General features: G+C 73.9%; 12 protein-coding genes, 1 other RNA gene and 2 pseudogenes. 8 read left to right on the top strand and 7 right to left on the bottom strand.

Translation table 11 applies throughout. The features are described from left to right. Positions 1-61: 61 nt before the first annotated feature. The 4 genes and pseudogenes from ACSUPV_RS29030 to ACSUPV_RS29015 all read left to right on the top strand — a co-directional run bounded on the left by ACSUPV_RS29030 (position 62) and on the right by ACSUPV_RS29015 (position 15882). Positions 62-1354, top strand: coding sequence for an MFS transporter (locus ACSUPV_RS29030; protein ID WP_436949954.1), 1293 nt, complete (start codon positions 62-64; stop codon positions 1352-1354). Further along, positions 1314-12088, top strand: a pseudogene (locus tag ACSUPV_RS29025) (amino acid adenylation domain-containing protein). Before ACSUPV_RS29030 ends, ACSUPV_RS29025 begins: the two are co-directional and overlap by 41 nt. A gap of 244 nt (positions 12089-12332) precedes the next feature. After that, on the top strand, positions 12333-13298 hold the full coding sequence (locus ACSUPV_RS29020) for a glycoside hydrolase family 6 protein (protein WP_037763089.1): 966 nt from the start codon (positions 12333-12335) through the stop codon (positions 13296-13298). A 130-nt stretch (positions 13299-13428) separates the two neighbouring features. Then, the gene (locus tag ACSUPV_RS29015) at positions 13429-15882 is read left to right on the top strand and encodes a SpoIIE family protein phosphatase (RefSeq protein ID WP_436949953.1); all 2454 of its coding nucleotides are present in this window, start codon (positions 13429-13431) and stop codon (positions 15880-15882) included. A 20-nt stretch (positions 15883-15902) separates the two neighbouring features. On the opposite strand, the gene rnpB is transcribed toward ACSUPV_RS29015, so the two are convergent. The 4 genes and pseudogenes from rnpB to ACSUPV_RS28995 all read right to left on the bottom strand — a co-directional run bounded on the left by rnpB (position 15903) and on the right by ACSUPV_RS28995 (position 18652). Continuing rightward, positions 15903-16308: RNase P RNA component class A (rnpB, locus tag ACSUPV_RS29010), an RNA gene on the bottom strand. A gap of 115 nt (positions 16309-16423) precedes the next feature. After that, a pseudogene (locus tag ACSUPV_RS29005) lies at positions 16424-17170 on the bottom strand (DMT family transporter); the annotation flags it as partial. A 52-nt stretch (positions 17171-17222) separates the two neighbouring features. Continuing rightward, a complete protein-coding gene (locus ACSUPV_RS29000; RefSeq protein WP_436948860.1) occupies positions 17223-18050 on the bottom strand; it encodes an AraC family transcriptional regulator in 828 nt (275 codons plus the stop codon). 23 nt (positions 18051-18073) lie between these two features. After that, complete coding sequence (locus ACSUPV_RS28995; RefSeq protein ID WP_436948859.1) at positions 18074-18652, bottom strand: Uma2 family endonuclease; 579 nt, start codon at positions 18650-18652, stop codon at positions 18074-18076. Positions 18653-18815: 163 nt separating this feature from the next. Between ACSUPV_RS28995 and ACSUPV_RS28990 the strand changes: the two genes are divergently transcribed. The 4 genes from ACSUPV_RS28990 (at position 18816) to eda (ending at position 21689) form a co-directional block, all read left to right on the top strand. After that, positions 18816-19571, top strand: coding sequence for a MerR family transcriptional regulator (locus ACSUPV_RS28990; protein ID WP_436948858.1), 756 nt, complete (start codon positions 18816-18818; stop codon positions 19569-19571). Further along, positions 19568-20140 carry a hypothetical protein gene (locus tag ACSUPV_RS28985; RefSeq protein ID WP_436948857.1) on the top strand — a complete coding sequence of 191 codons (573 nt, stop codon included), beginning with the start codon at positions 19568-19570 and terminating at the stop codon, positions 20138-20140. The genes ACSUPV_RS28990 and ACSUPV_RS28985 overlap by 4 nt, the downstream gene beginning before the upstream one ends. Before the next feature lie 42 nt (positions 20141-20182). After that, positions 20183-20965 carry a peroxide stress protein YaaA gene (yaaA, locus tag ACSUPV_RS28980; protein ID WP_436948856.1) on the top strand — a complete coding sequence of 261 codons (783 nt, stop codon included), beginning with the start codon at positions 20183-20185 and terminating at the stop codon, positions 20963-20965. A gap of 73 nt (positions 20966-21038) precedes the next feature. Next, the gene (gene eda / locus ACSUPV_RS28975) at positions 21039-21689 is read left to right on the top strand and encodes a bifunctional 4-hydroxy-2-oxoglutarate aldolase/2-dehydro-3-deoxy-phosphogluconate aldolase (RefSeq protein ID WP_436948855.1); all 651 of its coding nucleotides are present in this window, start codon (positions 21039-21041) and stop codon (positions 21687-21689) included. On the opposite strand, the gene ACSUPV_RS28970 is transcribed toward eda, so the two are convergent. Genes ACSUPV_RS28970 through ACSUPV_RS28960 form a run of 3 tightly spaced genes read right to left on the bottom strand, consistent with a single transcriptional unit; the run spans position 21664 to position 24640 of the window. Next, the gene (locus tag ACSUPV_RS28970; RefSeq protein ID WP_436948854.1) at positions 21664-23040 is read right to left on the bottom strand and encodes a bifunctional RNase H/acid phosphatase; all 1377 of its coding nucleotides are present in this window, start codon (positions 23038-23040) and stop codon (positions 21664-21666) included. The genes eda and ACSUPV_RS28970 overlap by 26 nt on opposite strands. A 20-nt stretch (positions 23041-23060) precedes the next feature. Next, complete coding sequence (locus tag ACSUPV_RS28965) at positions 23061-23804, bottom strand: CT398-like coiled coil hairpin domain-containing protein (RefSeq protein WP_078650870.1); 744 nt, start codon at positions 23802-23804, stop codon at positions 23061-23063. Next, on the bottom strand, positions 23801-24640 hold the full coding sequence (locus tag ACSUPV_RS28960; protein WP_037763075.1) for a Nif3-like dinuclear metal center hexameric protein: 840 nt from the start codon (positions 24638-24640) through the stop codon (positions 23801-23803). The genes ACSUPV_RS28965 and ACSUPV_RS28960 overlap by 4 nt, the downstream gene beginning before the upstream one ends. Between the last annotated feature and the right edge of the window lie 156 nt (positions 24641-24796).

Here is a 24796-nt window from a genome sequence, read left to right as displayed (position 1 = left end):
GCTGCCCGGGCCGCCGGGCGGCTGACACTGGCCCAACAGGTCGAGGAGTCCGGTGACGGGGGTGGACTGGCGGTTCCGGTCCTTGGTGGTCGCGCACGCCGTGTCGGCCTACGGGACCTATCTCAACCTGATCGCGCTCAGCCTGTTCTCGTACGAGGTCACCGGCACCGCCTGGGGCGTGGGCGTGGTCATGGCCGTACGGCTGCTGTCCGGGGTCACCGCCGGGCTCGCCGCCGGGGCCCTGACGGCCCGGGTCACGCGCCGCACGGTCATGATGGCCACGGACCTCGCCCAGACGCTCGCCATGGTGCTGCTCGCGCTCTGGTCCTCCGGCACACCGCTGGTCGTGCTGCTCGGCGCGGTGGTCGTGCTGGGCGCGGGCAACACGCTCTTCAACGTCGCCCTGCGCAGCGCGGTCCCGGTCATGGTCGGGCAGGACGACCGGGCGCGGGCCAACGGCGTGCTGGTCACGGCCCGGTCCGTCGCCACAGTGCTGGGCTTCGCGTCGGCCGCGCCGGTCATCGCCCTCGGCGGGTTCGGCGTCGCGTTCGCCGTCAACGCGGCGAGCTTCGCGGTGTCCGGCGCCGCCGTGCTGGTGCTCCGGCCGCGCACCGACTCCACCGGCGAGGACGACCCGCCGGCCGGGGAGCGGAGCGAGCCCGTACCGGTCCGCGGCGGGCGGCTGCGGCGCCGGGTGGCGGGCCTCGCCGGGCCGCTGCTCGGGCTGATCGCGCTGCGGGGCCTGGACGCCCTGGCGTCCGCGTCGCACAACGTGGCGCTGCCGCTGGCGGCGCACGCGGCCGAGCCGTCCGAACCGGCGGTGTTCATGACCCGGTTCTGGTCGGCGTGGGCCGTGGGCACCCTGCTCGCCCACCAGGTCCTCAAACGCCGGTCGCGCGGCACGTCGTGGGGCGAGCGCGCCTTCGCCGCGGGCACCTGCGCGATGTCGTTCTGCTTCGTGGTGGCGTTCACCGGGCTGCCCGCCCCGGCCCTGATGGCGGCGGCCGTGGCAGCGGGGTTCGCGGACGGCTGGACCGAGATCGTCTACACCTCGCGGCTCCAGGCGGCCCCCGACCGGCAGCGCGGCCGGCTCTTCGGGCTGTCCGCGACCGCCGAGCAGTCCGGGTTCGCCCTGGGCACGGTGGCCGCGGCGGCCGCCCTCGAAGCCCTGCCCGCACTGACCGTCGTGGGGGCCTTCCACGGGGCGGCGGCGTGCGGGGCGCTGGTTCTGCTGCTGCTCACCGTACGAAGGCACCACACACGCAAGGCCGAGGATCGTTCGTCCACCAGCGGAGAGACGGGAGAGAACACGCATGGAACGTCTACGGGGGCAAGCCATCTGCACGGGTCCTGAGCCCGAGCGCACGCAGGACGATCCGGTCGACGCCGTACGGGCGCTGCTGGGCGCCGCCCGGTCGGCACCCGGCGGGGCCGTCGTCACCGTCGCCGCCGACGGCACGACCGGCTCACGGTCGTACCCCGAACTGCTGGACGCGGCCCGCCGCATGCTCACCGGCCTGCGCGCCCGAGGGGTGCGGCGCGGCGATCCGGTGGTGCTGTGCGGGCTGCCCCTGGACGAGTTCTTCCCCGCCTTCTGGGCCTGTGTGCTCGGCGGCGCCCTCCCGGTGGCCATCGCCGAGCATCCCGCGCCGGGCTCCCCCGCCTTTGAACGGCTGCGGCAGGCCTGCGCGTTACTCGACGGGCCGCTCGTCCTGACCGACGCGCCCGGCGCGGCGGCGCTCGCCGGTGCCACGCCCGCGCCGCGCGTCGCCCTCGCCCGGGACTGCCTGGACGCGCCGCCCGCGGACGACCACGTCGAGCCGGACCCGTCCGACACGGCCCTGCTGATGCTGTCCTCCGGCAGCACCGGCGTCCCGAAGGCCGCGCGGCTGACGCACGCCGGGCTCGCGGACTTCGCGGCGAGCAGCCGCCGCGTCCTCGACGTCCGCCCGGACGACACCCTGGTCAACTGGCTTCCCGTCGACCACAGCGGCGCCTTCCTGCTCTACCACGTGCTCGCCGTCTTCACCGGCAGCACCAACGTGCACGCGCCCACCGACCGGGTCCTCGCCGACCCGCTGCGCTGGCTCGACCTCCTCCACGAACACCGGGCGCGGCACAGCTGGGCCCCGACCTTCGCCTACCGGCTGGTCGCCGACGCGCTCGCCGAGCGGCCCGGCCGCCACTGGGACCTGAGCGGCCTGAAGTCCCTGCTGTGCGGGGGCGAGCGGGTGGTGCTGCCGGTGCTGCGCCGCTTCCTCGACGCGACGGCCCCGTTCGGCGTGCGCGAGGAGCACATCGCCCCGGTGTGGGGCATGGCCGAGACGGTCACGGCCGTCACCTACGGCCGGCTGAACCGGCCGGGCACCGTGCACCGCCTGCTCAAGAGCAGCCTGGGCGGCGATCTGCTCCGGGCCGCCGAGGACGCCCCGGACGCGGACTGCGTCACCTTCGTCGCCTCCGGCTCGCCCGCGCACGGCGTCACCCTGCGCATCGTCGACGACCGCGGCGACCTCGCCCCGCCGGGCCGGATCGGCCGGCTCCAGGTCCACTCGCCCGCGCGGCTCACCCCCGGCTACGTGAACAACCCGGAGGCGGACGCCGCCGCCTACCCGGCCGGACGCGACTGGCTGGACACGGGCGACCTGGCCTTCCTCGACGAGGGCCAGGTCGTCATCACGGGCCGCCGCAAGGACGTCATCATCCTCAACGGCCACAACGTGTACTGCCACGAGGTGGAGGAGACCGCCACCGCCGTCGACGGCGTCCGGCAGGGCGAGGTCGCCGCCTGCGGCATCCCGGACGCCGAGCGGGGCACGGAGGAACTCGCCGTGTTCTTCGTCAGCCGCGGCGCCGACGAGGACCCGCGGATCGCCGCGGAGGTCAGGGCCGCGCTGTTCACCCGCCTCCGGCTCACCGCCGCGTACGTGCTGCCCGTCCCGGAGGACGAGTTCCCGCGGACACCGGCGGGCAAGGTGCGGCGCGCCGAGCTTCCGAAGCGGCTGCACCGGGACGCCGACGCGGTGACCCGTGCCGTCCGGGAGGAACTGGGCGCCGTGCTGGGCCGCCCGGTCGACGTGGACGTGCCGTTCTACGAACTCGGCCTGACGTCCGTGCTGGTGGTGCGGTTACGGAACCGGCTGTCCGAGCGCCTGGGAACACCGGTCGCCCAGACGGCGTTCTTCGAGCACCCGACGGCCGCCGCGCTCGCCGCACACCTCGCGGGCGGCACGACGGCGGCGGCCGTGCCCGAGACGCGGGACGACGACGGCTCCCCCGACCGCCGCGTGACCGTGCCCGAGAGGCGGGGCGACGACGGCTCCACCGACCGCCGCGTGGCCGTCATCGGGCTGTCGCTGCGCTTCCCCGGCGCCGACTCGGTGGACGGGTTCTGGGCGAACCTGCGGGACGGCGTGGACAGCGTCCGGGTGTTCGGCGAGCGGGAGCTCCAGGCGGCAGGCCTCACCCGGGAGCAGCGCCGCGCGCCCGGCCTCGTGCCCGTCGCCGGGGTCCTCGACGGCGTCGAGGAGTTCGACGGGGACTTCTTCGGCATGAGCCCCAAGGAGACCGGGCTCACGCACCCCGCGCACCGGCTGTTCCTGGAGTGCTGCCACGAGGCCCTGGAGGACGGCGGCCACGCGGCGACCGCGCCGGGCGTCCGGGTCGGGGTGTTCGCCGGGTCGGGCATGAACCTCTACGACCACCAGCAGTCCGCGACCGGCTCGCCGTACGACCCCGCGGACCCGGCCGCCGGCATGCAGTCGGCCATCGGGCAGGAGCCGGACTTCCTCGCCACCCGGGTCGCCTACCGGCTCGGCCTCACCGGGCCGGCCATCGGCGTGCAGACGGCCTGCTCGACGTCCCTCGTCGCGGTGCACCTCGCGGTCCAGGCGCTGGTGACCGGTGAGGCGGACCTGGCGCTGGCGGGCGCCGCCGCCGTGCACCTGCCGCAGCAGACCGGCTACCACAGCCACCCCGGGTCGATCCTGTCGCCCACCGGGCGGTGCCGCGCCTTCGACGCGGAGGCCGACGGGACCGTCGGCGGCAACGGCGTGGCCGCCGTGCTGCTCAAGCGCCTCGACCGGGCGCTGGCCGACGGCGACACCGTGCACGGGGTGATCCTCGGCTCGGCGGTCAACAACGACGGCGCCGCCAAGGTCGGCTTCAGCGCCCCCGGCGTCGAGGGCCAGGCCGACGTCGTGCGCCAGGCCCTGCGCCGGGCGGACGTACCGCCGGAGACGATCTCCTACGTGGAGGCGCACGGCACGGGAACGCGGCTCGGCGACCCCGTCGAACTCACGGCGCTGGCGCGGGCACTCCGCTCGGACGGCGGTGACCGCGGCGGCTCCTGCGCCGTGGGCTCGGTGAAGCCGAACATCGGGCACCTCGACAGCTGCGCGGGCATGGCCGGGCTCATCAAGACGGTCCTGATGCTCCGCCACCGCACCCTGGTACCGACACCCCACCTCACCCGACCCAACCCCGACCTCCCCCTGCACGACGGCCGGTTGACGCTCGCCACGGAGCTGCGGCCCTGGACGGTCCCGGACGGCGTGCCCCGCCGGGCCGGCGTCAGCGCGCTCGGCGTCGGCGGCACCAACGCCCACGTGGTCCTGGAGGAGGCCCCGCCGCCTCGGCCCCGCCCGGTGCCCGAACTGCCCGCCCTCGTCCCCGTGTCGGCCCGCGACACCGAGGCCCTGGACGAACTGACGGCCGGCCTCCGTGACCGGTTCCTGGCCCACCCGGACCTTCCCGCCGCCGACGTGGCCGCCACCCTGGCCCTCGGCCGGCCGCACCGCCCGGCGCGCCTCGCCGTGGCGGGCCGCACGGCCGGCGACCTCGCCCGCGCGCTGGAGGAACACCGCCACGCCGAACCGAGCGCGGCGGCACGCCTCACGCCGGCCCCTGTCGGCCCGGTCGCCTTCGCCTGCGCGGGCCAGGGCACCGCCCGCCCCGGCATGGCGAGCGGCCTGTACGCCGTGAGCCCCGCCGCCCGGGCCACGCTCGACCGGTGCGAGGCGCTCCACGCCGCTGAGTTCGGCGGCGGCCTGCTCGCCCCGCTGCTGGCCGCTCCCGGTACGGCCGGTTCCCCCGCGGCCGACGGGCCCTGGCCCACCGAAACCGCGCAGGCCGCCCTCTTCGCCCATCAGGCGGCGCTGGCGGATGCCTGGCGGGCGGCCGGGATACGGCCCCAACTGCTGTTCGGCCACAGCGTCGGCGAGTACGCCGCCCTGTACGCGGCGGGCGCCCTGACCCTGGAGGACGGGCTGCGCCTCACCGCCTGGCGCGGGCGTCTGATGCAGCTCCGCTGCCCGGCCGGGGGCATGCTCGCGGTCCGGGCCGACCGGGCCACCGCCGAGCGCGTCGCCTCGGCGTGCGGTGCGGAGCTCGGCGCGGTCAACGGCCCCCGGGCCCAGGTGCTCTCCGGCTCGCCCCAGGCACTCAAGGAGGCGGCGCGGCTGTTCGACCAGGAGGGTCTGCGGTGGCGTGCGCTGCCGGTCGACCGGGCGTTCCACTCGGCGGACGTCGACAGCGCGCTGGACGAGTTCCGCGCCCGGGCACGCGAGGTGACGTACCGCCCGCTGCACACCCCGCTGGTGACCACGGCCGACGGTGAGCTGCGCCGGCCGGGCTGGACGGTCGACGCCGACCACCTCTGCCGCCAGGCCCGGCAGCCGGTCCGCTTCGACCTCGCCATGGAGGCGGCGGTGGAGCAGGGCTGCCGCGACTTCGTGGAGCTCGGCGCCGGGCGGACGCTCACCGGCCTCGGCCGGCACTGCGTACCCGACAGCCGCTGGCTGAGCGGGCAGGGCGACGGGGACGGGGCCGCCGAGCAGGCGCACGGCTTCCTGACGGCCCTCGGCTCGCTGTACGCCAGGGGCGCCGACCTGGACTGGCGGGCGCTCGTCACGGACGGGGGCCGGGTCCCGCTGCCGGGGCATCCGCTGCGCCGGCGCAGGGTGCCGTACGAGGTGCCGTACGAGGCCGCTGTGCCGGTCGCGGCTCCCGAGCGGCCCGAGAGCTCCGCGGACGGTGAGCTTCTCGACGTCCTGGAGACCGTCCGGGAGCTGACGGCGGAGAAGCTCGGCCGGACGCTCGCCGAGGTCGCACCGGACAGCTCGTTCTTCGAACTGGGCGCCGACTCGCTGTCCCTGATGGGCATGACGACGGAACTGGAGCAGCGGTACGGCGTCCGCGTCCCGGTCCGCGAGGTCTTCGACACGGCGGACACACCACGGAGGCTGGCGGAGCGGGTCGGGGAGCTGCGGGGGGACGGGCGGCCGGTGGGCCGCGCCTCGGACACGGTGGTCCAGGAAGCGGCGACGGTGGTTCAGGAATCGGCAACGGTGGTCGCGGAGCCCGTGGTCCGGCCATCAGTGGCGCCCGCCGCCGCGCAGGAGTCCACCCAAGGCCTGACCGCCCTCTTCGGACAGCAGCTGCAACTGGCAGGACAACTCGTCGAGCAGGTCGGCGAGATGATCACCCGCCAGCTCGACGTCCTCGCGACGACCGCCACCGCGACACCACCGCCCGAGCCCACCGCCCTCGACACGACCCCGGCCGTCGACACCACCCCGGCCGTCAGCACCGCCCCAGCCCCCGTCCCCTCCACCTCACCCGCCGGAAACACCGACTTCAGCCTCTACTTCTTCGGCGACTACCCCCAGGACGGCGACCACGACAAGTACGGCCTGATCATGGCCGCCGCGGACTTCGCCGACCGGCACGGCTTCCACGCCCTGTGGTTCCCCGAGCGGCACTTCAACTCCTTCGGGGCGCTGTTCCCGAACCCCTCCGTACTGGCCGCGGCCCTCGCCGCCCGGACCAGCCGGGTCCGGCTGCACGCCGGGTCCGTCGTCCTGCCGCTGCACCATCCCGCCCGGGTCGCCGAGGAGTGGTCGGTCGTCGACAACATCTCCGGCGGCCGGACGGGCCTGTGCTTCGCGAGCGGCTGGCACGCCACCGACTTCGCGCTCGCCCCGCAGAACTTCGGCCGCCACCGCGAGGTGATGTACGAACAGTTGAAGACCGTACGGCACCTCTGGTCGGGCGAGCCGCTGAAGACCACGGCGGGCGACGGCACCCCCGTCGAGATCCGCCTGCACCCCCGCCCCGTCCAGGACAGCCCGCCGATGTACGTGGCCGTCGTCGGGAACCCGGACAGCTACCGCCGGGCGGCCGCCGAGGACCTCGGCGTGGTCACCAACCTGATGACGCAGACGGTGGAGCAACTGGCCGAGAACATCGCCCTGTACCGGCGCTGCCGTGCCGAGCACGGTCTCGACCCGGCGGCCGGGCGGGTGGTGGTGCTCGTGCACACCTACCTCGAGGAGGACGCGGACCGGGCGCGGGCCGAGGCGTACCGGCCGTTCCTGTCGTATCTGCGTTCCTCGCTCTCCCTCTTCGACCAGGTCACCAACAGTCTCGGCTTCCGGGTGGACCTGGAGAACACCCCGGAGGAGGACGTGGAGTTCCTCCTCGGGCGGGCCTACGAGCGCTACTGCGACTCCCGCGCCCTGATCGGCGACGAGCGCACGGCCGCGGAGACCGTACGGCGTCTGCTGGCCGCGGGAGCGGACGAGATCGCCTGCTTCGTGGACTTCGGCGTGCCGAAGGAGAAGGTGCTGGGGGCGCTGCCGGTCCTGGACCGGGTCCGCAGGGCGGCACCGGCCCCTTCGGGGGCCGCGGGCAGCGCCCCGGCCACTCACCGGACAAGGCCTCCGGCCCCCTCGGCCCCCCGCCGGGCGCCCCTCACCCCCGCCCAGCGCCGCATCTGGTTCCTGGAGCAACTGCACCCCGGCACCGCCATGTACCACGAGCCGAAGGCGATCCGCCTGGAGGGCCCGCTGGACGTCCCGGCCCTGCGCTGGGCGCTGGACCGGGTCGCTGACCGGCACCCGGCGCTGCGCACGGTGTTCGGCGACACGGACGGTGTCCCCTACCAGGAGATACGCGACCGCATGCCGCTGGACTGCCCCGTGGAGGATCACACGGGTGCGACGGAGGAGGCCGCCCTGCGGTCGGTGCTCGCGGCGGACCACGGACTCGACCTGTCCTCGGGCCCCCTGGTCGCGGCCCGGCTGCTGCGCCTGTCCCCCGACCGCCACCTGCTCTTCCTCCTCGCCCACCACATCGTCTTCGACTCCTCCTCCACGGCCGTGCTGGCCCGCGACCTCGCCGCGTACTACCGCGCCCGGCGGGGCGGAGGTCCCGAACCACGACCGCTGCCCGAACTGCCGGCGGCCGCTCCGCCGGACCCCGCGTCCCTGGACTTCTGGCGGCACCACCTCGCCGACGCACCCGAACTGACCCTGCCCACCGACCGCCCCCGCCCCCCGGTCAGGACGGGAGCGGGCGCGAGCCTCACCCACGCCCTGGACGCCGACCTGGCCGACGGCCTGCAGAAGTGGGCGGCCGGGCAGCGCGCCACCCTCTTCATGACGCTGACCGGCGCGATCGGCGCGGTCCTCGGCCGGTTCAGCGGGCAGCGGGACGTGGTGATCGGCACGGCGGTGGCGTCCCGCCCCACCGGTGCCGAGGACCACGTCGGCCTCTTCCTCGACACGGTCCCGCTGCGCCTGGACCTCAGCGGCGACCCGGACTTCGCGACCCTGCTGGGCCGGGTCCGCGCGAGCAGCACCGCGGCGTACGAGCACAGCGGCGTCCCCTTCGACGAACTGGTCAGCGCCCTCAACCCGCGTCGCCACCCGGGCCGCAACCCGCTGTTCCAGGTGATGGTGGAGTACGAGAACGAGGGCGAGGCGGAGTTCGACCCGCCCCGCGTCACCTCCACCCTGCTCGACGTCCCGAGCGACCGCGCCCCGTTCGACCTGAGCGTCTACCTCACCCGCCATCCGGGCGGCGTCCGCTTCATGGTCGAGTACGACACGGCCCTGTTCGACGAGGCCACGGTGCGCCGCTTCGTGGACTACGTCGAGCAGGTGCTGCGCCGGGCGCTGGACACGCCGGACGCCCCACTCGCGGCTCTGACGGCCCTCACGGCGGCCGACCGCACCGCACTGGCCCGTCTGGAGCACACCGGAGAAGGGACGGAAACCGGGACGGACACCGACCTGGCCGGCCCCGGTACCCTGCACGGCCTGTTCGAACGGCAGGCGCGCCGCACGCCGGACGCCGTGGCGCTCCTCGGCGACGAGGGCCGGGTGTCCTACGCGGAGTTGGACGCGGCGGCCAACCGCCTGGCCCACCTGCTCCGCACCCGCGGCGCGCACCGCGGACAGCGCGTGGCGGTCCTGCTGCCCCGGGGCCCGCGACTGATCACGGCCCTGCTGGCGGTGCTCAAGACGGGAGCGGCCTACGTCCCGCTGGACCCGTCCCTGCCCGCCCCGCGCCTTTCCCTGCTCCTCGCCGACACGAAACCGGTACTCCTCCTCACCTCCGAGGCCACGGACCGCCCGGACCTCGAACTCCCCGTCCAGCTCGTGGAGTCGGTGGACGACACCCTCCCGTCGACCCCGCTCGCGGACGGCGCCGGCCCGCAGGACCCGGCCTACTGCATCCACACCTCGGGCTCCACCGGTCGGCCGAAGGGCGTCGTCGTACCCCACCGCGGCCCGGCGAACCTGGTCCGGCAGCACCTGAGCCGCCACCCGGCGCTGCGCACCCTCCAGTGGACATCCCCGGCGTTCGACGTGAGCGTCCAGGAGATCTTCACGACGCTCGCCTCGGGGGCGGCACTCGTCCTCGTCGACGACGCCGTACGGCACGACCCGGCGGCGGTGGCCGAGACGGTACGCCGCCATGAGGTGCAGCGGCTCTTCATGCCCTGCACGCCGCTGAAGTACCTGATGGAGACGGCCCCCGAACTGCCGTCCCTGCGCGAGCTGTTCTCGGCGGGCGAGGCCCTGCAGCTCACGCCGGCCTTCCGCCGCTTCCTCAGCACGCACCCGCACTGCGCGCTCCACAACCAGTACGGCCCCACGGAGACGTCGATCATCGTCACGTCCCACCGCGTCGATCCGGCCGGTGAGGAGTGGCCCCCGATCGCACGCCGGTGCCGGGAGCCCGGATCCGCCTCCTGGACGGCACGGGCCGGCCGGTGCCGGTCGGAGCGGTCGGCGAGATCCACGTGGGCGGCGTACCGGTGGCGCACGGCTACCACGACCGCCCCGCCGAGTCGGCCGCCGCGTTCCTCGACGACGGCGAGGGCGGGGTGCTGTACCGCACGGGCGACCTGGGCCGCTGGCGTACGGACGGCACCCTGGAGTACCGGGGCCGGGCCGACGACCAGGTCAAGGTCCGCGGCCACCGGGTGGAGCCGGGCGAGGTCCAGGCGGCGTTGACGGCACTGCCGGCCGTCCGGGACGCGGCGGTGCTCCCGCGCCGCGACCGCCACGGCGACACCGAGCTGGTGGCGTACGTGGTCCTGGACGACGGCACGTCCGGACCCGCTGTCCGCGCCGCGCTGGCGGCCCGGCTCCCCGACCACCTGGTCCCCCGCCGCTGGGTGACCCTGGACCGCCTCCCGGTGAACGCCTCGGGCAAGCTGGACCGCACGGCCCTGCCGGAACCCGGGGACGACTCGGACGGCTCGGCGGCGCCCTCACGATCGGAGCCGGCGACGGCCCTGGAACGGACCCTGCACGACCTGTGGTGCGAGGAACTGGACACCCGGCCGGTCCCGGTCACGACACCGTTCTTCGAACTCGGCGGCCACTCGCTCAGCGCGATCAGGCTGCTGAACCGGATGCGGGAGGCGGCGGACGTCGACCTCACGATGGCGGAGTTCTTCCTGGACCCGACGATCCGGGGCATCGCCAACCGCGCCCGGGTCGTGGACACCGCTCCGATGCCGTCCACCCTGCGCCGTCTGTGGCGCCGCCACCACGCGCTCGCCGACCCGAGCGTCTACAACATCGCCCACCGCGTGGACCTGCACGGCGACCTGGACCCCGGCGCCCTGCACCGGGCGCTCACGGACCTGGTGGCACGCCATCACGCGCTGCGCGGCAGGCCGGTGCGCCGGCAGGACGGACGGTACGAGGTCGAGGTGCTGGCCGAAGTCCCCGTGTCCCTGCCGGTGAGCGACCTCCGTGCGCACGCCGGCGACCCGGAGGAGGCCTTGGACCGCTGGTGCCGCGAGCAGGTGTCCGTCCCGTTCACGATGGACCAGCCGCCCCTGTTCCGTTTCGGTCTGGCGCGCGTCGCACCGGACCGCTGGGTCCTGGTCACGGTCTTCCACCACGCGGTCTGCGACGGCTGGTCCCTGGGCATCATCAGGCGCGACCTGGCGGACCTGTACCACGCGCACCGAACCGGCACGCCCCCGCGACTCCCCGCCCCCACAGCCCAGTTCACCGACTTCGCCCGCGCGGAGCACGCCCTGCCGGACGACCGCCGGAAAACCCTGGAACACTTCTGGCGCACGGAACTGGACGGCATCCCCCTGCGCCCGCCCCTCCCCTACGACCACCCCCGTCCCCGCGCTCTGTCCGGCCGCGGCGCCCTGCACACCTGGACGATCGACGACGACACCCCGGCCCGCCTCACCGCCACGGCGACCCGCCTCGGCACCACGCCCTACACGGTCCTGGCGGCCACGTTCGCCACCTGGCTGGGCACCCTGTGCGGCGGCCGGAGCGACATCGTCCTGGCCGCGTCCAGCGCGAACCGCGTCCGCCACGACCGCTCGGACATCGTCGGCATCCTGGGCGACGCCGTACTGCTGCGCGCCCGCCTGTCCGAGGCCGACTCCTTCCCCGCCCTCGTCGACCAACTGAGCACCACCCTCTTCACGGCCCTGGACCACCAGGAACTCCCCCTGACGGACGTGGTCTCCCTGGTCGCACCCGACCTGGCGGACTCCCTGTTCCCGACGGTCCTGTTCACGGTCATCACCACAGAGCCCCCCACCCTGAACCTCCAGGACACCCGGACGACCGTCCGGGCCCTCCCCGCCGAGGGCGTCGCCCGCAACGAGCTCTACGTGGTGATCGCCCCCGAGGCGGACACCATCACGGTGACGTTCGAGTACTCGACGGACCTGTTCAGGGCGGAGACGGTGGCGGAGTGGGGCCGGTCCTTCACACAGGTGCTGAGGGAAGTGACGGCCTCCCCCAGCCGGTAGGCGCGGTCCTGGCCTTCGAATGTTTCGAGGGCCAGACCGAATAATGCGAGAGGTATTGACGGGTACCCCGGGCCTCCTATCATCCAGGTTGCCCGGGCACTCGACCGCCCTGAGCGTGTCATGGACCCATCAATCCCCGACCGACTCTGACCGACCGAGCGCGAGGAGCTCTTCTCATGGGAGCGCTCCCGTCCCACTCACCGACCTTCGGACGCACCCCTGTCAGAAAGCCGAGGTACCCGTCATGCGCCGCAGACTCCTCGCCCTGGCGGCGGCACTCTCCTCGCTGCCGCTCCTGCTCACCGCCGCCCCGTCCGCCCACGCGGCCGACCCGACGACCATGACCAACGGGTTCTACGCGGACCCCGACTCCAGTGCGAAGCGGTGGGTCGCCGCCAACCCCGGCGACGGCCGGGCATCCGCGATCAACGCCTCCATCGCCAACACCCCGACGGCCCGCTGGTTCGGCTCCTGGAGCGGCACCATCGGCACCGCCACCGGCGCGTACGTGGGCGCCGCGGACGCCCGGGACAAGCTGCCCGTCCTCGTCGCCTACAACATCTACAACCGCGACTACTGCGGCGGGCACTCGGCGGGCGGAGCGTCCTCGCCGTCCGCCTACGCGAACTGGATCGCCCAGTTCGCGGGCGGGATCGCGGGCCGCCCGGCCGTCGTCGTCCTCGAACCGGACTCCCTCGGGGACTACGGCTGCATGACCCAGGCCCAGATCGACGAACGCAGGGGCATGCTCACCGGCGCGCTCGCCGAGTTCAACCGTCAGGCCCCGAACACCTGGGTCTACCTCGACGCCGGCAACCCGGCCTGGGCGAGCGCGGCGACCATGGCCCAGCGCCTCCACGGAGCCGGCCTCCGGCAGGCCCGCGGTTTCTCGCTCAACGTCTCCAACTACCTGACCACGGCCGAGAACACCGCGTACGGCGCCGCCGTCAACAGGGAACTCAGTGCCCGGTACGGCTACACCAAGCCGTTCGTCGTGGACACCAGCCGCAACGGCAACGGCTCCAACGGCCAGTGGTGCAACCCTTCAGGCCGCCGTATCGGCACCCCCACCCAGCTGGGCGGAGGCGCCGAGATGCTCCTGTGGATCAAGGTGCCGGGCGAGTCCGACGGCAACTGCGGCGTCGGAGCCGGCTCCTCGGCCGGGCAGTTCCTCCCGGAGGTCGCCTACAAGATGATCTACGGCTACTGAGCGAGGGCGGCTCCTCCGGCCACGCACCGGCCGGGGCGCCGGGGAGCGGGGGCCGATCTACGCTGGAAGCAACCGCTGGAATCCGGCCCCGAGGGGCACGGCCGTCCGGACGGAGGCGTGGCGCGTGGAGATGGCCGACAAGCAGGACTCCCCCACTGCCGTCGTCGTGGTGGGCCCGGACGGCGTGGTGAGCGGCTGGAGTGAGGGCGGCCGGCTGCTGCTGGGCTGGACGGCCGAGGACACCGTCGGCCGCCCGGTGACCGAGCTGCTGGTCGATCCCCCGCCACCCGGCTTCCCCGAGGGGTACGGCGCCGGCCCCGACCCCTCGGGGTTCATCCCGCTGCGCCACCGGGACGGTTCCACGGTGGACGCCGTGGTGGCGGCTCACCCGCTGACGGGCCCCGACGGGCGGGCACTGGGTCACGTGGTGACCGTGCAGCGCTGGGGACGCCGCCCCGTGATCGCCGACCGGGCCTTCGAGCAGTGCCCCTTCGCGCTGGGCGTCTACGACCCTGAGCTGCGGTTCCAGTGGATCAACGCCAGCTCGGGCCGGGTGATAGCGCACTCCGAGGAACAGGTGCTCGGCAGGAAGTACCGCGAGGTGCTCCCCGAATTCGACCGCACGCTGTTCCCCGAGCGGGACGACAAGCCCTACACCGACAAGCTCGCCGAGGTGGCGCGGACGGGCGAGCCCGCGCGTCTCATCACCGTCTTCCGTCCCCGCGGCAGCGACTACGCCAACGCCTGGGCCACCAGCATCTGGCCCGTACGGGACGGCGAGGGCAGGGTCCGCGCGATCGCCAACTGGGGATTCGACATGAGCGCCGAGTACTGGGCCCGGCAGCGCCTGCTCATCCTCAACCAGGCGAGCGGCGGCATCGGCCGGACACTCGACGTGATCGGTACCGCGCACGAACTGGCCGGCACTCCGGTGCCGGGTTTCGCCGACCTCGTCAGCGTGGATCTCTTCGACGAGGTGCTGCGCGGAGAGGAACCGCCCTCCGCGTCCGCGTTCGCCCCCGGCGAGACGATCACGCTCAGCCGTGCCGCCCAGCACAGCGCGAAGGAGGACACCGACCCGGCCCCCGGGGCCACCCCACACGTCAGCCACACTCCCGGTTCCGTCGCCGCCCGCTGCATGACCACCGGCAGGTCCACGGTCGAGCTCGCCGCCGGACCCGGCCAGGGCGGCGAGTGGGCCTTCGGCCCGGGCCTCGCCGCCGACCCGGCCCACTGGCCGCCCGGCAACCCGTTGATCGACGGGTCCCTCGCCGCGGAAGGACTGACCGGCCGGATCACCGTGCCGCTCCGGGCCCGCGGCGCGCTGCTCGGCGTGGTCACCTTCTCCCGCCTGGAACGGCCGGAGGCCTTCACCGCCGACGACCTGATCCTCGCCGAGGAGCTGACCGCCAAGGCGGCCGTCGCCATCGACAACGCCCGCCGGTACTCGCGCGAGCGCACGACCGCACTGACCCTGCAACGCAGCCTGCTGCCGCAGGGGCTGCCGAACCAGGAGGCGGTCGAGGTGGCGTCCCGCTACCTGCCCGGCGGGACCGGCGCGGAAGTGGGCGGTGACTGGTTCGACGTCATTCCGCTGTCCGGCGCCCGGGTCGCCCTGGTCGTCGGCGATGTCGTCGGCCACGGCCTGCACGCCTCGGCGAGCATGGGCCGGCTGCGCACGGCGGTCCGCACCCTCGCCGACGTCGACCTGCCGCCGGACGAGCTGCTGACCCACCTGGACGACCTGGTCCTCCACCTCGCCAGCGACCTCCAGCCCACCGGCCACTTCCAGCCGACCGGTGAGTCCGGGGCCACCTGCCTCTACACCGTCTACGACCCGGTCTCCCGGCGCTTCACGCTGGCGAGCGCGGGCCACCCCCTGCCGCTGATCATCCACCCGGACGGCACCAGGGCCCCGGTGACCACACAACCCGGACCGCCGCTCGGCATCGGCGGGCTGCCGTTCGAGGCCACCGAGTCGGAACTCCCGGAGGGCAGCCTGCTCGCCCTCTTCACCGACGGGCTGCTGGAGGACCGCGAGTACGACATCGACGAGCGGATCGCCGCGCTGCAACAGGTACTGAACCACTCGGCCCCCTCGCTGGAGGCCCTGTGCGACACGGTGACGGACGCCATGCTCCCCGAGCGCCGCACCGACGACGCCGCCCTGCTGCTCGCTCGCACGCACGCGCTGGATCCCCACCACGTCGCCGACTGGTACGTCGAGCCCGACACCGCGCAGGTGCCGCGCGCCAGGAAGTTCGCCCTCGACCAGGTGGACGCCTGGGGCCTGGAGGAGGCGTCCTTCGTCACCGAGCTGGTCGTCAGCGAACTGGTCACCAACGCCATCAGATACGGCGAACCACCGATCAGACTGCGGCTGATCCGCGACAGCTCCCTGATCTGCGAGGTCACCGACGCCAGCAACACCGCTCCGCACCTGCGCCGGGCCCGCGCCTTCGACGAGGGCGGCCGGGGCCTGTTGCTCGTCGCCCAGCTCACCCAGGGCTGGGGCACCCGGCACACCACCAACGGCAAGACGATCTGGTGCGCACAGCCCCTCCCGGGGGCCGCGCCGCCCTGAGATCCCAGCACGCGGAGCGGCAGACGAGTCGGGCTGTACGCCGGGTTCTGTTCCCGGGGTTCCTCGCGGAGCCCCGGGCGACGGCCATCCATCTAGGACCGGCGTTGCCGCCGGCCTCGTGCGGTCTACCCGCGGACTCGGGCGGGCAGCCCTCGAACGTCCGCGCAGAAACACCGGGGTGTTTCCTCTTGACCTTGCTCCGGGTGGGGTTTACCTAGCTGCCTGGGTCACCCCAGGCACTGGTGGTCTCTTACACCACCGTTTCACCCTTACCCGGCGCCTGAGCGCCGGGCGGTTTGCTTTCTGTGGCACTGTCCCGCGGGTCACCCCGGGTGGCTGTTAGCCACCACCCTGCCCTGTGGAGCCCGGACGTTCCTCGGGAAGTTCCCCGTCAGGGGGACTCCACGCGGCCGTCCGCCCGGCTCGTCTGCCGTGTCGACCATGGTACCCGGCGTGGCGTGGGCCCCGGCGCCGCCGCCGTGGCCAGGACCGACCCGGCCAGGATCAGGGCGAACGCGGCCAGCACCGTGGGGGCCAGGTGCTCGTCGAGGAAGACGGCGCCCGCCGCCACCGCGACGGCCGGGTTGACGTAGGTGATGACCGACGCGCGGGCCGGGCCGGCCTCCTTGATCAGTTCCAGGAAGGCCACGAAGGCGATGGCCGTGCAGACGACGCCGAGGGCCGCGAGGGCGGTGAGGGTCTCGGGCGAGGGGAGCGTCGCGGGGCGGGAGGCGACGGCCGCGGGGGCGTAGAGCAGGGCCGACAGCGCCAGGCAGGGCGTGATGAGGTGCAGCGTCGGGACGTCCTTGAGGTGGCGGGCGGCGATCAGGGGGGCCGTGGCGTAGCCGACGACCGTCAGCAGGACCTCCGCCAGCGAGAAGGCGTCGCCGCCGGTCAGGTGCGGGACGGTGAGGACGCCCACACCGGCGAGGCCCAGCCCGAGGCCGGTGATGCGGCGGGTGCCCAGCGACTCGGCCGCGCCGAAGAAGCGGGCGAGGAGGACGCCGACGATGGGTACGCCCGCGATCAGCAGGCCCGCGGTGGAGCTGGAGAGGTGGCGTTCGGCGTCGGTCAGGGTGTACCAGGGGCCGACGATCTCGATCACGGCGAAGGCCAGCATCGGCTTCCAGTGCGTCCGCACGGTGGGTACCAGGCCCGGTTGGCGCAGGGCGAAGGGGAGGAGGAGGGCGGCGCCGAGGGCGCAGCGCGCGAACACCACCGCCGACGGGGACAGTTCGTCCACCGCCACCTTGATCAGCAGATAGGGGACGCCCCAGACGACTCCCATCAGGGAGAACAGGAACCAGCCGCGTGCAGTCATGCGCCGAGTCTCGGCCGTCTCAGCCCGTCGTGTCTTGAACGCTGTTGCGGTACGCCGCCGGGGTCACGCCCAGCACGCGGCGGAACCAGCGGGTGAGGTGCGCCTGGTCGGCGAAGCCGACGAGGCCGGCGACCTCGGCGGGGCGCAGGCCGGTTTCCAGGAGGCGGCGGGCCCGGGACACGCGGTGCTGGGCGAGCCAGGCGTACGGCGGCACGCCGGTGGTGGTGCGGAAGGCGCGCAGGAGCTGGTACCGGGACAGGCCCAGGTCGGTGGCGAGGTCGGTCAGGGAGGGCGGGTCCAGCATCTCGTCCGCGAGGCGGTCGCGGACGGTCCTGGCGATGTGGTCCGCGCCGGGCACTCTGTCGTCACTCGCCCGGGCCGTGGAGTGACGGCGGGCCAGGGCCGTGAGCAGCCAGGGCAGCCGGGACTCGGCCTCCAGCGGGTCGGGGCGGGCGCTGATGTCGGTGTGGGCGGCGCGCAGGGCGGCGGCGAGTTCCGGGTCGTGCAGGACGGGGTCGCGGAAGTGCGGGAGGCCACCGAGGGTGCCGTCGGTGAGCAGGGCCTGTTCGGCGTAAAGGGCCTGGTAGGCGTAGCCGTCGGTGGCGGCCGGGCCGCCGGTGTGCATCTCGCCCGGCTCCAGGACGACGATCGAGCCGGGGTACGAGTGGATGTGCCCGCCCCGGTAGGCGATGACCTCCGACCCGCCGACGGTGACGCCGACCGTGAACTCGTCGTGGGCGTGGGGGGCGTAGGTGTGCTGATCGAAGTGGGCGGTGAGGAGGTCCAGGGGCGGGCCGCCGCGGCCCAGACGTGCTCTGGCCCAGCTGGCCTGTTCTCGTATCCCCATGACGCACCCCCGCGCCCAGGGGATCAGATGAGGTCCGCGGTGTCCAGGTCGAAGGCGAACGGCTCCGGAAGAGTGACCGGCTTGCCGAACGGGCGGGCGCAGTGCTCGCGGTAGTCGTCGTCCTTCGGCTCGCTGAACACCGTGACCTGAGCCGTCTCCCGGTCGACGAGTAGGTAGAGAGGGATCCCGGCCCGGGCGTAGCAGCGGCGCTTGGCCTCGCGGTCCGCCTGCGGCTTGGTCGAGGTCACCTCCATCACCATGGCGACGCCGTCACAGGGCATCCAGGAGTCGGCCCCGCGGTACAAACGCAGGTCCATCGGAGCGAACGTGCCGTCCGGGATCACATGGTCCTTCGGACACGCGCCTCCGCGGCGCAGCTTGAGGCCCTTGTTCCCCGAGAACTGCATCTCGGTTCGGGAACGCCTGATCACCTGGTTCACGATCAGCCCGATGTAGTCCTCGTGATCCCCGTCCGGCGGCGGCGTCACAACGATCTCCCCCTCGATCAGCTCGGCCCGGAAACCCTCCGGGGTGTCCAGGGCGAGAAAGCCCTCCAGCAGGACGTCTTCCTGCGAGAGCGGCTCGTGGGCCATGGCGGTCATGTCACGCCCCTCCGTCGGTCGCTCGTCAGACTGGGACATCGGCTGATCACCTGCCGGTGGAATCGGGATCCGTTGCCTCGATCGTGGCACACGATCAACGCCGCCGTCAGACACCGAGCCGCGTGCTTGACCCTGCCGCAACGTCAACGTCTTCACTGGTGGCATGCGGATCGGAGAACTGGCCGGCGTCGTCGGCGTCACCACGCGGGCCGTGCGGCATTACCACCAGCTGGGGCTGCTGGACGAGCCGGAGCGGCGGGCCAACGGGTATCGGGAGTACGGGCTGCGGCACGCGGTCGCGCTGGCGCGGATCCGGCGGTTGACGGAGCTGGGGCTGGGGCTCGCCGAGGTGCGGGACGTGCTCGCGGACGACGCCGGGAAGGACCTCGTCGAGGTGCTGACCGAGCTGGACGAGGACCTGGCGCGGCAGGAGGAGGCGATCCGGGAGCGGCGCGCGCGGCTGCGGGCGCTGCTGGAGGCCGAGGGCGGGCTGCCGGCGGAGGGGCCCGTGTCGCCCGAGCTGGCCGCGTTGTTCGCCGGGACCGCGCATCTCACGGACAGCCCCATGGCGGCCAAGGACCGCGAGATCATCGCCTTGCTGGAGACTTCCATGCCTCCCGAGGCCCGGGAGCGGATGGTGTCGTCGATCGGAGAGGCGCTGGGCAGTCCGGGGGCCGTGGCGCGGGCCGGTGCGGCGTACGCGCTGCTCGACGCGCTCGTCGACGCCGCACCGGACGACCCTCGGGTCGAGGGGGCGGCCCGGGCACTCGCCGACTGCATTCCGCCGGGGCTGTTCCCGGAGGTCGGGGAGCTCGACCACGACGACAACGTCCTGCGCGCGTTCTACGCCGACCTGGCCCCGGCGCAGGCGGAGGCGATGCGCCGTACGCTGCGGATCCTCGGCGAGGAGCGGCGATGAGGGTCACGCGGCTGCTGGTCCGGCACGAGGTGCGGGTGCTGGTGAGTCTTCTGCTGTGGGTGGCGCGGCGTACGCACGGCACGAAGGGCGGCCGGGCCTTCGGGTACGCGCGCGGGCAGGGCGCGGTGATGGCCGGGTTCGCGTTCGTGTGCGTGGTCGAGACGGTGGCGATGTCGGTGCTGCTGCGGGACTTCCCGACCGTGCACGCGGTGTTCCTCTTCCTCGACGTGTACGGCGTCGTGGTCGTCGTCGGGCTGCACGCCTCGTCCGTCGTCCGCCCGCACGTGCTGGAGCAGGGCTCGCTGCGGATCCGGCGGTACGTGCACGTCGATCTGCGCGTGCCGCTGGAGCGGATCGCCTCGGTACGGCGCGAGCTGCGGATGACGCCCGGGCGGGCCGACGGCGAGCTGGACGTCGAGGTCGGTTCCCGGACCACCGTCACGCTCGAACTGATCGAGCCGGTCACCCACGTCACCTTCCTCGGCCGGCGCCGCCGGGTACGGGTCGTCCGCTTCCACGCCGACGACGCCGACGGGCTGGTCCGCGCCCTCGGACGGGCGCGTGTCTGAGGCCCCGTACGCTGTCGGCGGAGTTCGATCGAAGGAGTACGCGTGCTTGTCCTGCTGCCGCCGTCCGAAGGAAAGGCATCGTCCGGTCGTGGTGCGCCGCTGAAGCCGGAGTCGCTGTCCCTGCCGGGGCTCGCCGAGGCCCGGGAGGCCGTCCTCACCGAGCTGGTCGAGCTGTGCTCCGGTGACGAGGACAAGGCGCGCGAGGTGCTCGGGCTGAGCGAGGGGCTGCGGGGCGAGGTCGTGAAGAACGCGGAGCTGCGGACGGCGGGGGCGCGTCCGGCCGGGGAGATCTACACCGGCGTGCTGTACGACGCGCTCGGCCTGGCGAGCCTCGACCCGGCCGCCAAGCGGCGTGCCGCGCGGTCGCTACTGGTGTTCTCCGGGCTGTGGGGGGCGGTCCGGGTGACGGACCGGATCCCGTCCTACCGGTGCTCGATGGGGGTGAAGCTACCGGGTCTGGGTGCTCTGGGCGCGCACTGGCGTACGCCGATGGCGTCGGTGCTTCCCGAGGCGGCCGGGGACGGGCTGGTGCTGGACCTGCGGTCGGCCGCGTACGCCGCCGCCTGGAAGCCGAAGGGCGAGGTGGCCGGGCGGACGGCGACCGTGCGGGTGCTGCACGCGCCGACCCGGAAGGTGGTCAGCCACTTCAACAAGGCGACGAAGGGGCGGATCGTGCGCAGCCTGCTGTCCGCCGGGGCGGTCCCGGGGTCGCCGGCCGAGCTGGTGGAGGCGCTCCGGGACCTCGGGTACGTCGTGGAGGCGGCGGCGCCCGCGAAGGCGGGGCAGGCGTGGTCGCTGGACGTGCTGGTGGACGAGGTTCATTAGCACCTACCAGCATGCGTTGCGCCTAGCGCAATGACCTTTGCGCAGGGTGCTCGGCGAGCGGCACTATGAGGCCATGGCCTCCTCTCCCCTGCCCGCCTCCGTGCTGGATCTCGCGCCCGTCGTCCCCGTCGTCGTCATCGAGGAGGCCGGTGACGCCGTACCGCTGGCTCGGGCGCTGGTCGGGGGCGGGCTGCCCGCGATCGAGGTGACGTTGCGGACGCCCGCGGCGCTGGAGGCGATCCGGGAGATCGCCGGGCGGGTGCCGGAGGCGGTGGTCGGTGCCGGGACGGTGATCAGCCCCGGGCAGGTGACGGACGCGGTGGCCGCGGGCGCCCGGTTCCTGGTCAGTCCCGGCTGGACGGACGCCCTGGTGAAGGCGATGCAGGCGTCGGGCGTGCCGTTCCTGCCGGGGGTGTCGACGGCGTCCGAGGTCGTGGCGCTGCTGGAGCGCGGGGTGCGGGAGATGAAGTTCTTCCCGGCCGAGGCCGCGGGCGGCACGGCGTATCTGAAGTCGCTGTCGGGGCCGCTCCCGCAGGCGCGGTTCTGCCCCACGGGCGGGATCGGCCCGGCCTCCGCCCCGGACTATCTGGCGCTGCCCAACGTCGGCTGTGTGGGTGGGAGCTGGATGCTGCCGCAGGACGCGGTGGCGGGCCGCGACTGGGGGCGCGTCGAGGCGCTGGCCCGTGCGGCGGCGGCGCTCAGCGCAGGTGGGACGTGTCGTTGAGGAGGCGGACGCTGGCGTTGCCGTCCGCGTAGTACGCGACGACCGACAGGGACGCGGCCGACAGTTCCATGCGGAACAGGGACTCCGGCGGGGCGCCGAGGGCGAGCCGGACGAGCGTCTTGATCGGGGTCACGTGCGTGACGAGCAGGACCGTGCGGCCCGCGTACGCCGCGATCAGCTTGTCGCGGGTGGCGGCGATCCTGGTGGCGGTCGCCGCGAAGCTCTCGCCGCCGCCGGTGGGTTCGGCGTCCGGGGAGGCCAGCCAGGCGTTCAGGTCGTCCGGGTGGCGTTCGCGTACCTCGGCGAAGGTGAGCCCCTCCCAGGCGCCGAAGTCGGTCTCGCGGAGCCCGTCCTCGATCTCCACGTCGAGCCCGAGCCGGGCCGCGACGACACCGGCCGTCTCCCGGGTCCGGGTGAGGGGCGACGACACGACGGCCTGGATGGTCCCCCGCCGGGCCAGCAGCTCGGCCGCCCGCTCGGCCTGCTCCCGTCCGGCGTCGGAGAGGGACGGGTCGGTGCCGCCGCTGCCGGAGAACCGCTTCTGCGGGGTGAGGGGGGTCTCACCGTGCCGGAGCAGGACGAAGGTGGCGGGGGCGCCCATGTCGGCGGGGGCCCAGCCGGGGGCTGCGACGGCTTTGGCGGCGCGGGTGTCGGCGGCGGCCTTGTCCGCGCGGGTGTCAGCCTCGGCGGGTGCGGCCCCGCCGCCGCCCCCGGCAGCCCCGGCAGGTGCGGCCTTGTCCATTCGAGTCTCAGCCCCGGCAGGCGCGGTCCCGCCGCCGCCCCCGGCAACCCCGGCAGGTGCGGCCTTGTCCGTGCGACTCTCAGCCCCGGCAGGCACGGCCCCGCCGCCGCCCCCGGCAGGCACGGCCACGCCGCCGCCCCCGGCAGCCCCGGCCGCCGCGTCCAGTTCGGCCGTCGACGCCGCCTCCGACCACTGCTCCCCCTTGGCCCCGGCGTCCATCGCCTCGTTGGCCAGGCGGTCCGCGTGCTTGTTCTGGGCGCGGGGGATCCACTCGTAGGTGACGCGCCCGGGCGGGAAGACCCGGGCCGCGTCCGCCGCCAGGGGCTTCATGTCGGGGTGCTTGATCTTCCAGCGGCCCGACATCTGCTCGATGACCAGCTTGGAGTCCATCCGGACGTGGACCGTCGCGTCCGGATCCAGCGCGTGGGCGGCGTGCAGGCCGGCCAGGAGGCCGCGGTACTCGGCGACGTTGTTCGTGGCGACGCCGATGTACTCGGCGGTCTCCCGCAGCGTCTGACCCGTCGCCGCGTCGCTCACCACGGCACCGTAGCCCGCGGGCCCCGGGTTGCCCCGCGACCCGCCGTCCGCCTCGACGATGAACTCCCGCACCGCAACGGCTCCCTGGAGGCCTAGAGACCGGACTCGGACGTGCGCACCAGGATGCGGCGGCAGTTCTCGCAGCGGATGACCGTGTCGGGCGCCGCCTTGCGGATCTCGTTCAGCTCCGTGATGGCGAGCTCCTGCCGGCAGCCCTGGCAGCTGCGCGCGTACAGCTTCGCCGCGCCGATGCCGCCCTGCTGCTCGCGCAGCCGGTCGTAGAGCTTGAGCAGGTCGGCGGGGACGGACCCGGCGATGACCTCGCGTTCCTTGGTGACCGTGGCGACCTCGCCGTCGATCTCCTCGAGGGCCGCGTCGCGGCGCGCGGCCGCGTCGTCGATCTTCGACTGGACGGAGGCGACGCGTTCGGTCAGCTCCGCCACCCGTTCCTGTGCGGACTCCCGGCGCTCCATGACCTCCAGCACCACGTCCTCCAGATCGCCCTGCCGCTTGGCGAGGGAGGCGATCTCGCGCTGGAGGTTCTCCAGGTCCTTGGGGGAGGTGACGGCGCCGGAGTCCAGGCGCTGCTGGTCGCGGGTGGCGCGCTGGCGCACCTGGTCCACGTCCTGCTCGGCCTTGGTCTGCTCGCGGGCGGTGTCGCTCTCCTCGGTCTGCGCGGCCACGAGCAGGTCGCGCAGCTGGACGTGGTCCTTGGTCAGCGATTCGATCTCGGCGTGCTCGGGCAGCGACTTCCGCTTGTGCGCGAGCTGCTGGAGGCGGACGTCGAGGGCCTGGACGTCGAGGAGTCGGATCTGGTCGGCGGGCGCGGCGTTCAGTTGGGGGCTCCAGGTGACGGTGAGTGGCTGGTCCAGGGGTCGGTGACCGTCTGCGAGACGTGGACGCGCAGGTCCCATCCGTGCCGGTCGGAGATCTCGTCGAGCTGGCTCGCGGCCAGCTCGCACCAGGGCCACTCGGTGGCCCAGTGCGCCGCGTCGAGCAGCGCGAGGGGACTGTGGGCGCGGGCCTCGGACACCGGGTGGTGGCGCAGGTCCGCGGTGAGGAAGGCGTCGACGCCCGCCGCGCGGACGTGGTCGAAGAGGCTGTCGCCGGAGCCGCCGCTGACGGCGACCGTGCGCACCAGCGCCTCGGGGTCGCCGGCGACGCGGATGCCCTGCGCGGTGGCGGGCAGGCGCTCGGCGGCCCGGGCGGCGAACTCGCGGACGGTCAGCGGGTGGTCCACGGCGCAGACGCGGCCCAGGCCCCGGCGGCCCTCGGGATCGGCGGGGTCCGGCACGAGCGGCCCGGTGACCCTGAGGTCCAGGGCGCCCGCGAGGGCGTCGGAGACACCCGGGTCGGCGGTGTCGGCGTTGGTGTGGGCGACGTGCAGCGCGATGTCGTGCTTGATGAGGGTGTGGACGACGCGGCCCTTGAAGTGCGTCGCCGCGACGGTCGTCGTGCCGCGCAGGTAGAGCGGGTGGTGGGTGACGAGCAGGTCGGCGCCCAGTTTCACGGCCTCGTCGACGATCTCCTGGACCGGGTCGACGGCGAACAGCACGCGCGTGACCTCCTGGTCCGGGTCGCCCACGACGGTGCCGACCGCGTCCCAGGACTCGGCCCGCTCGGCGGGCCACAGGTTCTCCAGCGCGGCGATGACTTCAGACAGACGGGGCACGGGTGCAAGGCTACCCGCCTGATCTGTGGCGTTGAACCGCCACCGCCCGCTCCCCGCACCCCCCGCCCCGCTCAGCACAATCGCCCCCTTCCCCTCAGGCGAATCGTTCCTGGAACACCCTTATGTGTGAAGTGGGGCGCCAGGGAATTCCCCGCC

The sequence above is a fragment of the Streptomyces sp. SudanB52_2052 genome (genome assembly GCF_964272415.1).
Lineage (GTDB): Bacteria > Actinomycetota > Actinomycetes > Streptomycetales > Streptomycetaceae > Streptomyces > Streptomyces olindensis.
Note: the sequence above shows the minus strand (reverse complement) of the source record. Positions and strands in the feature narration are given on the sequence as shown.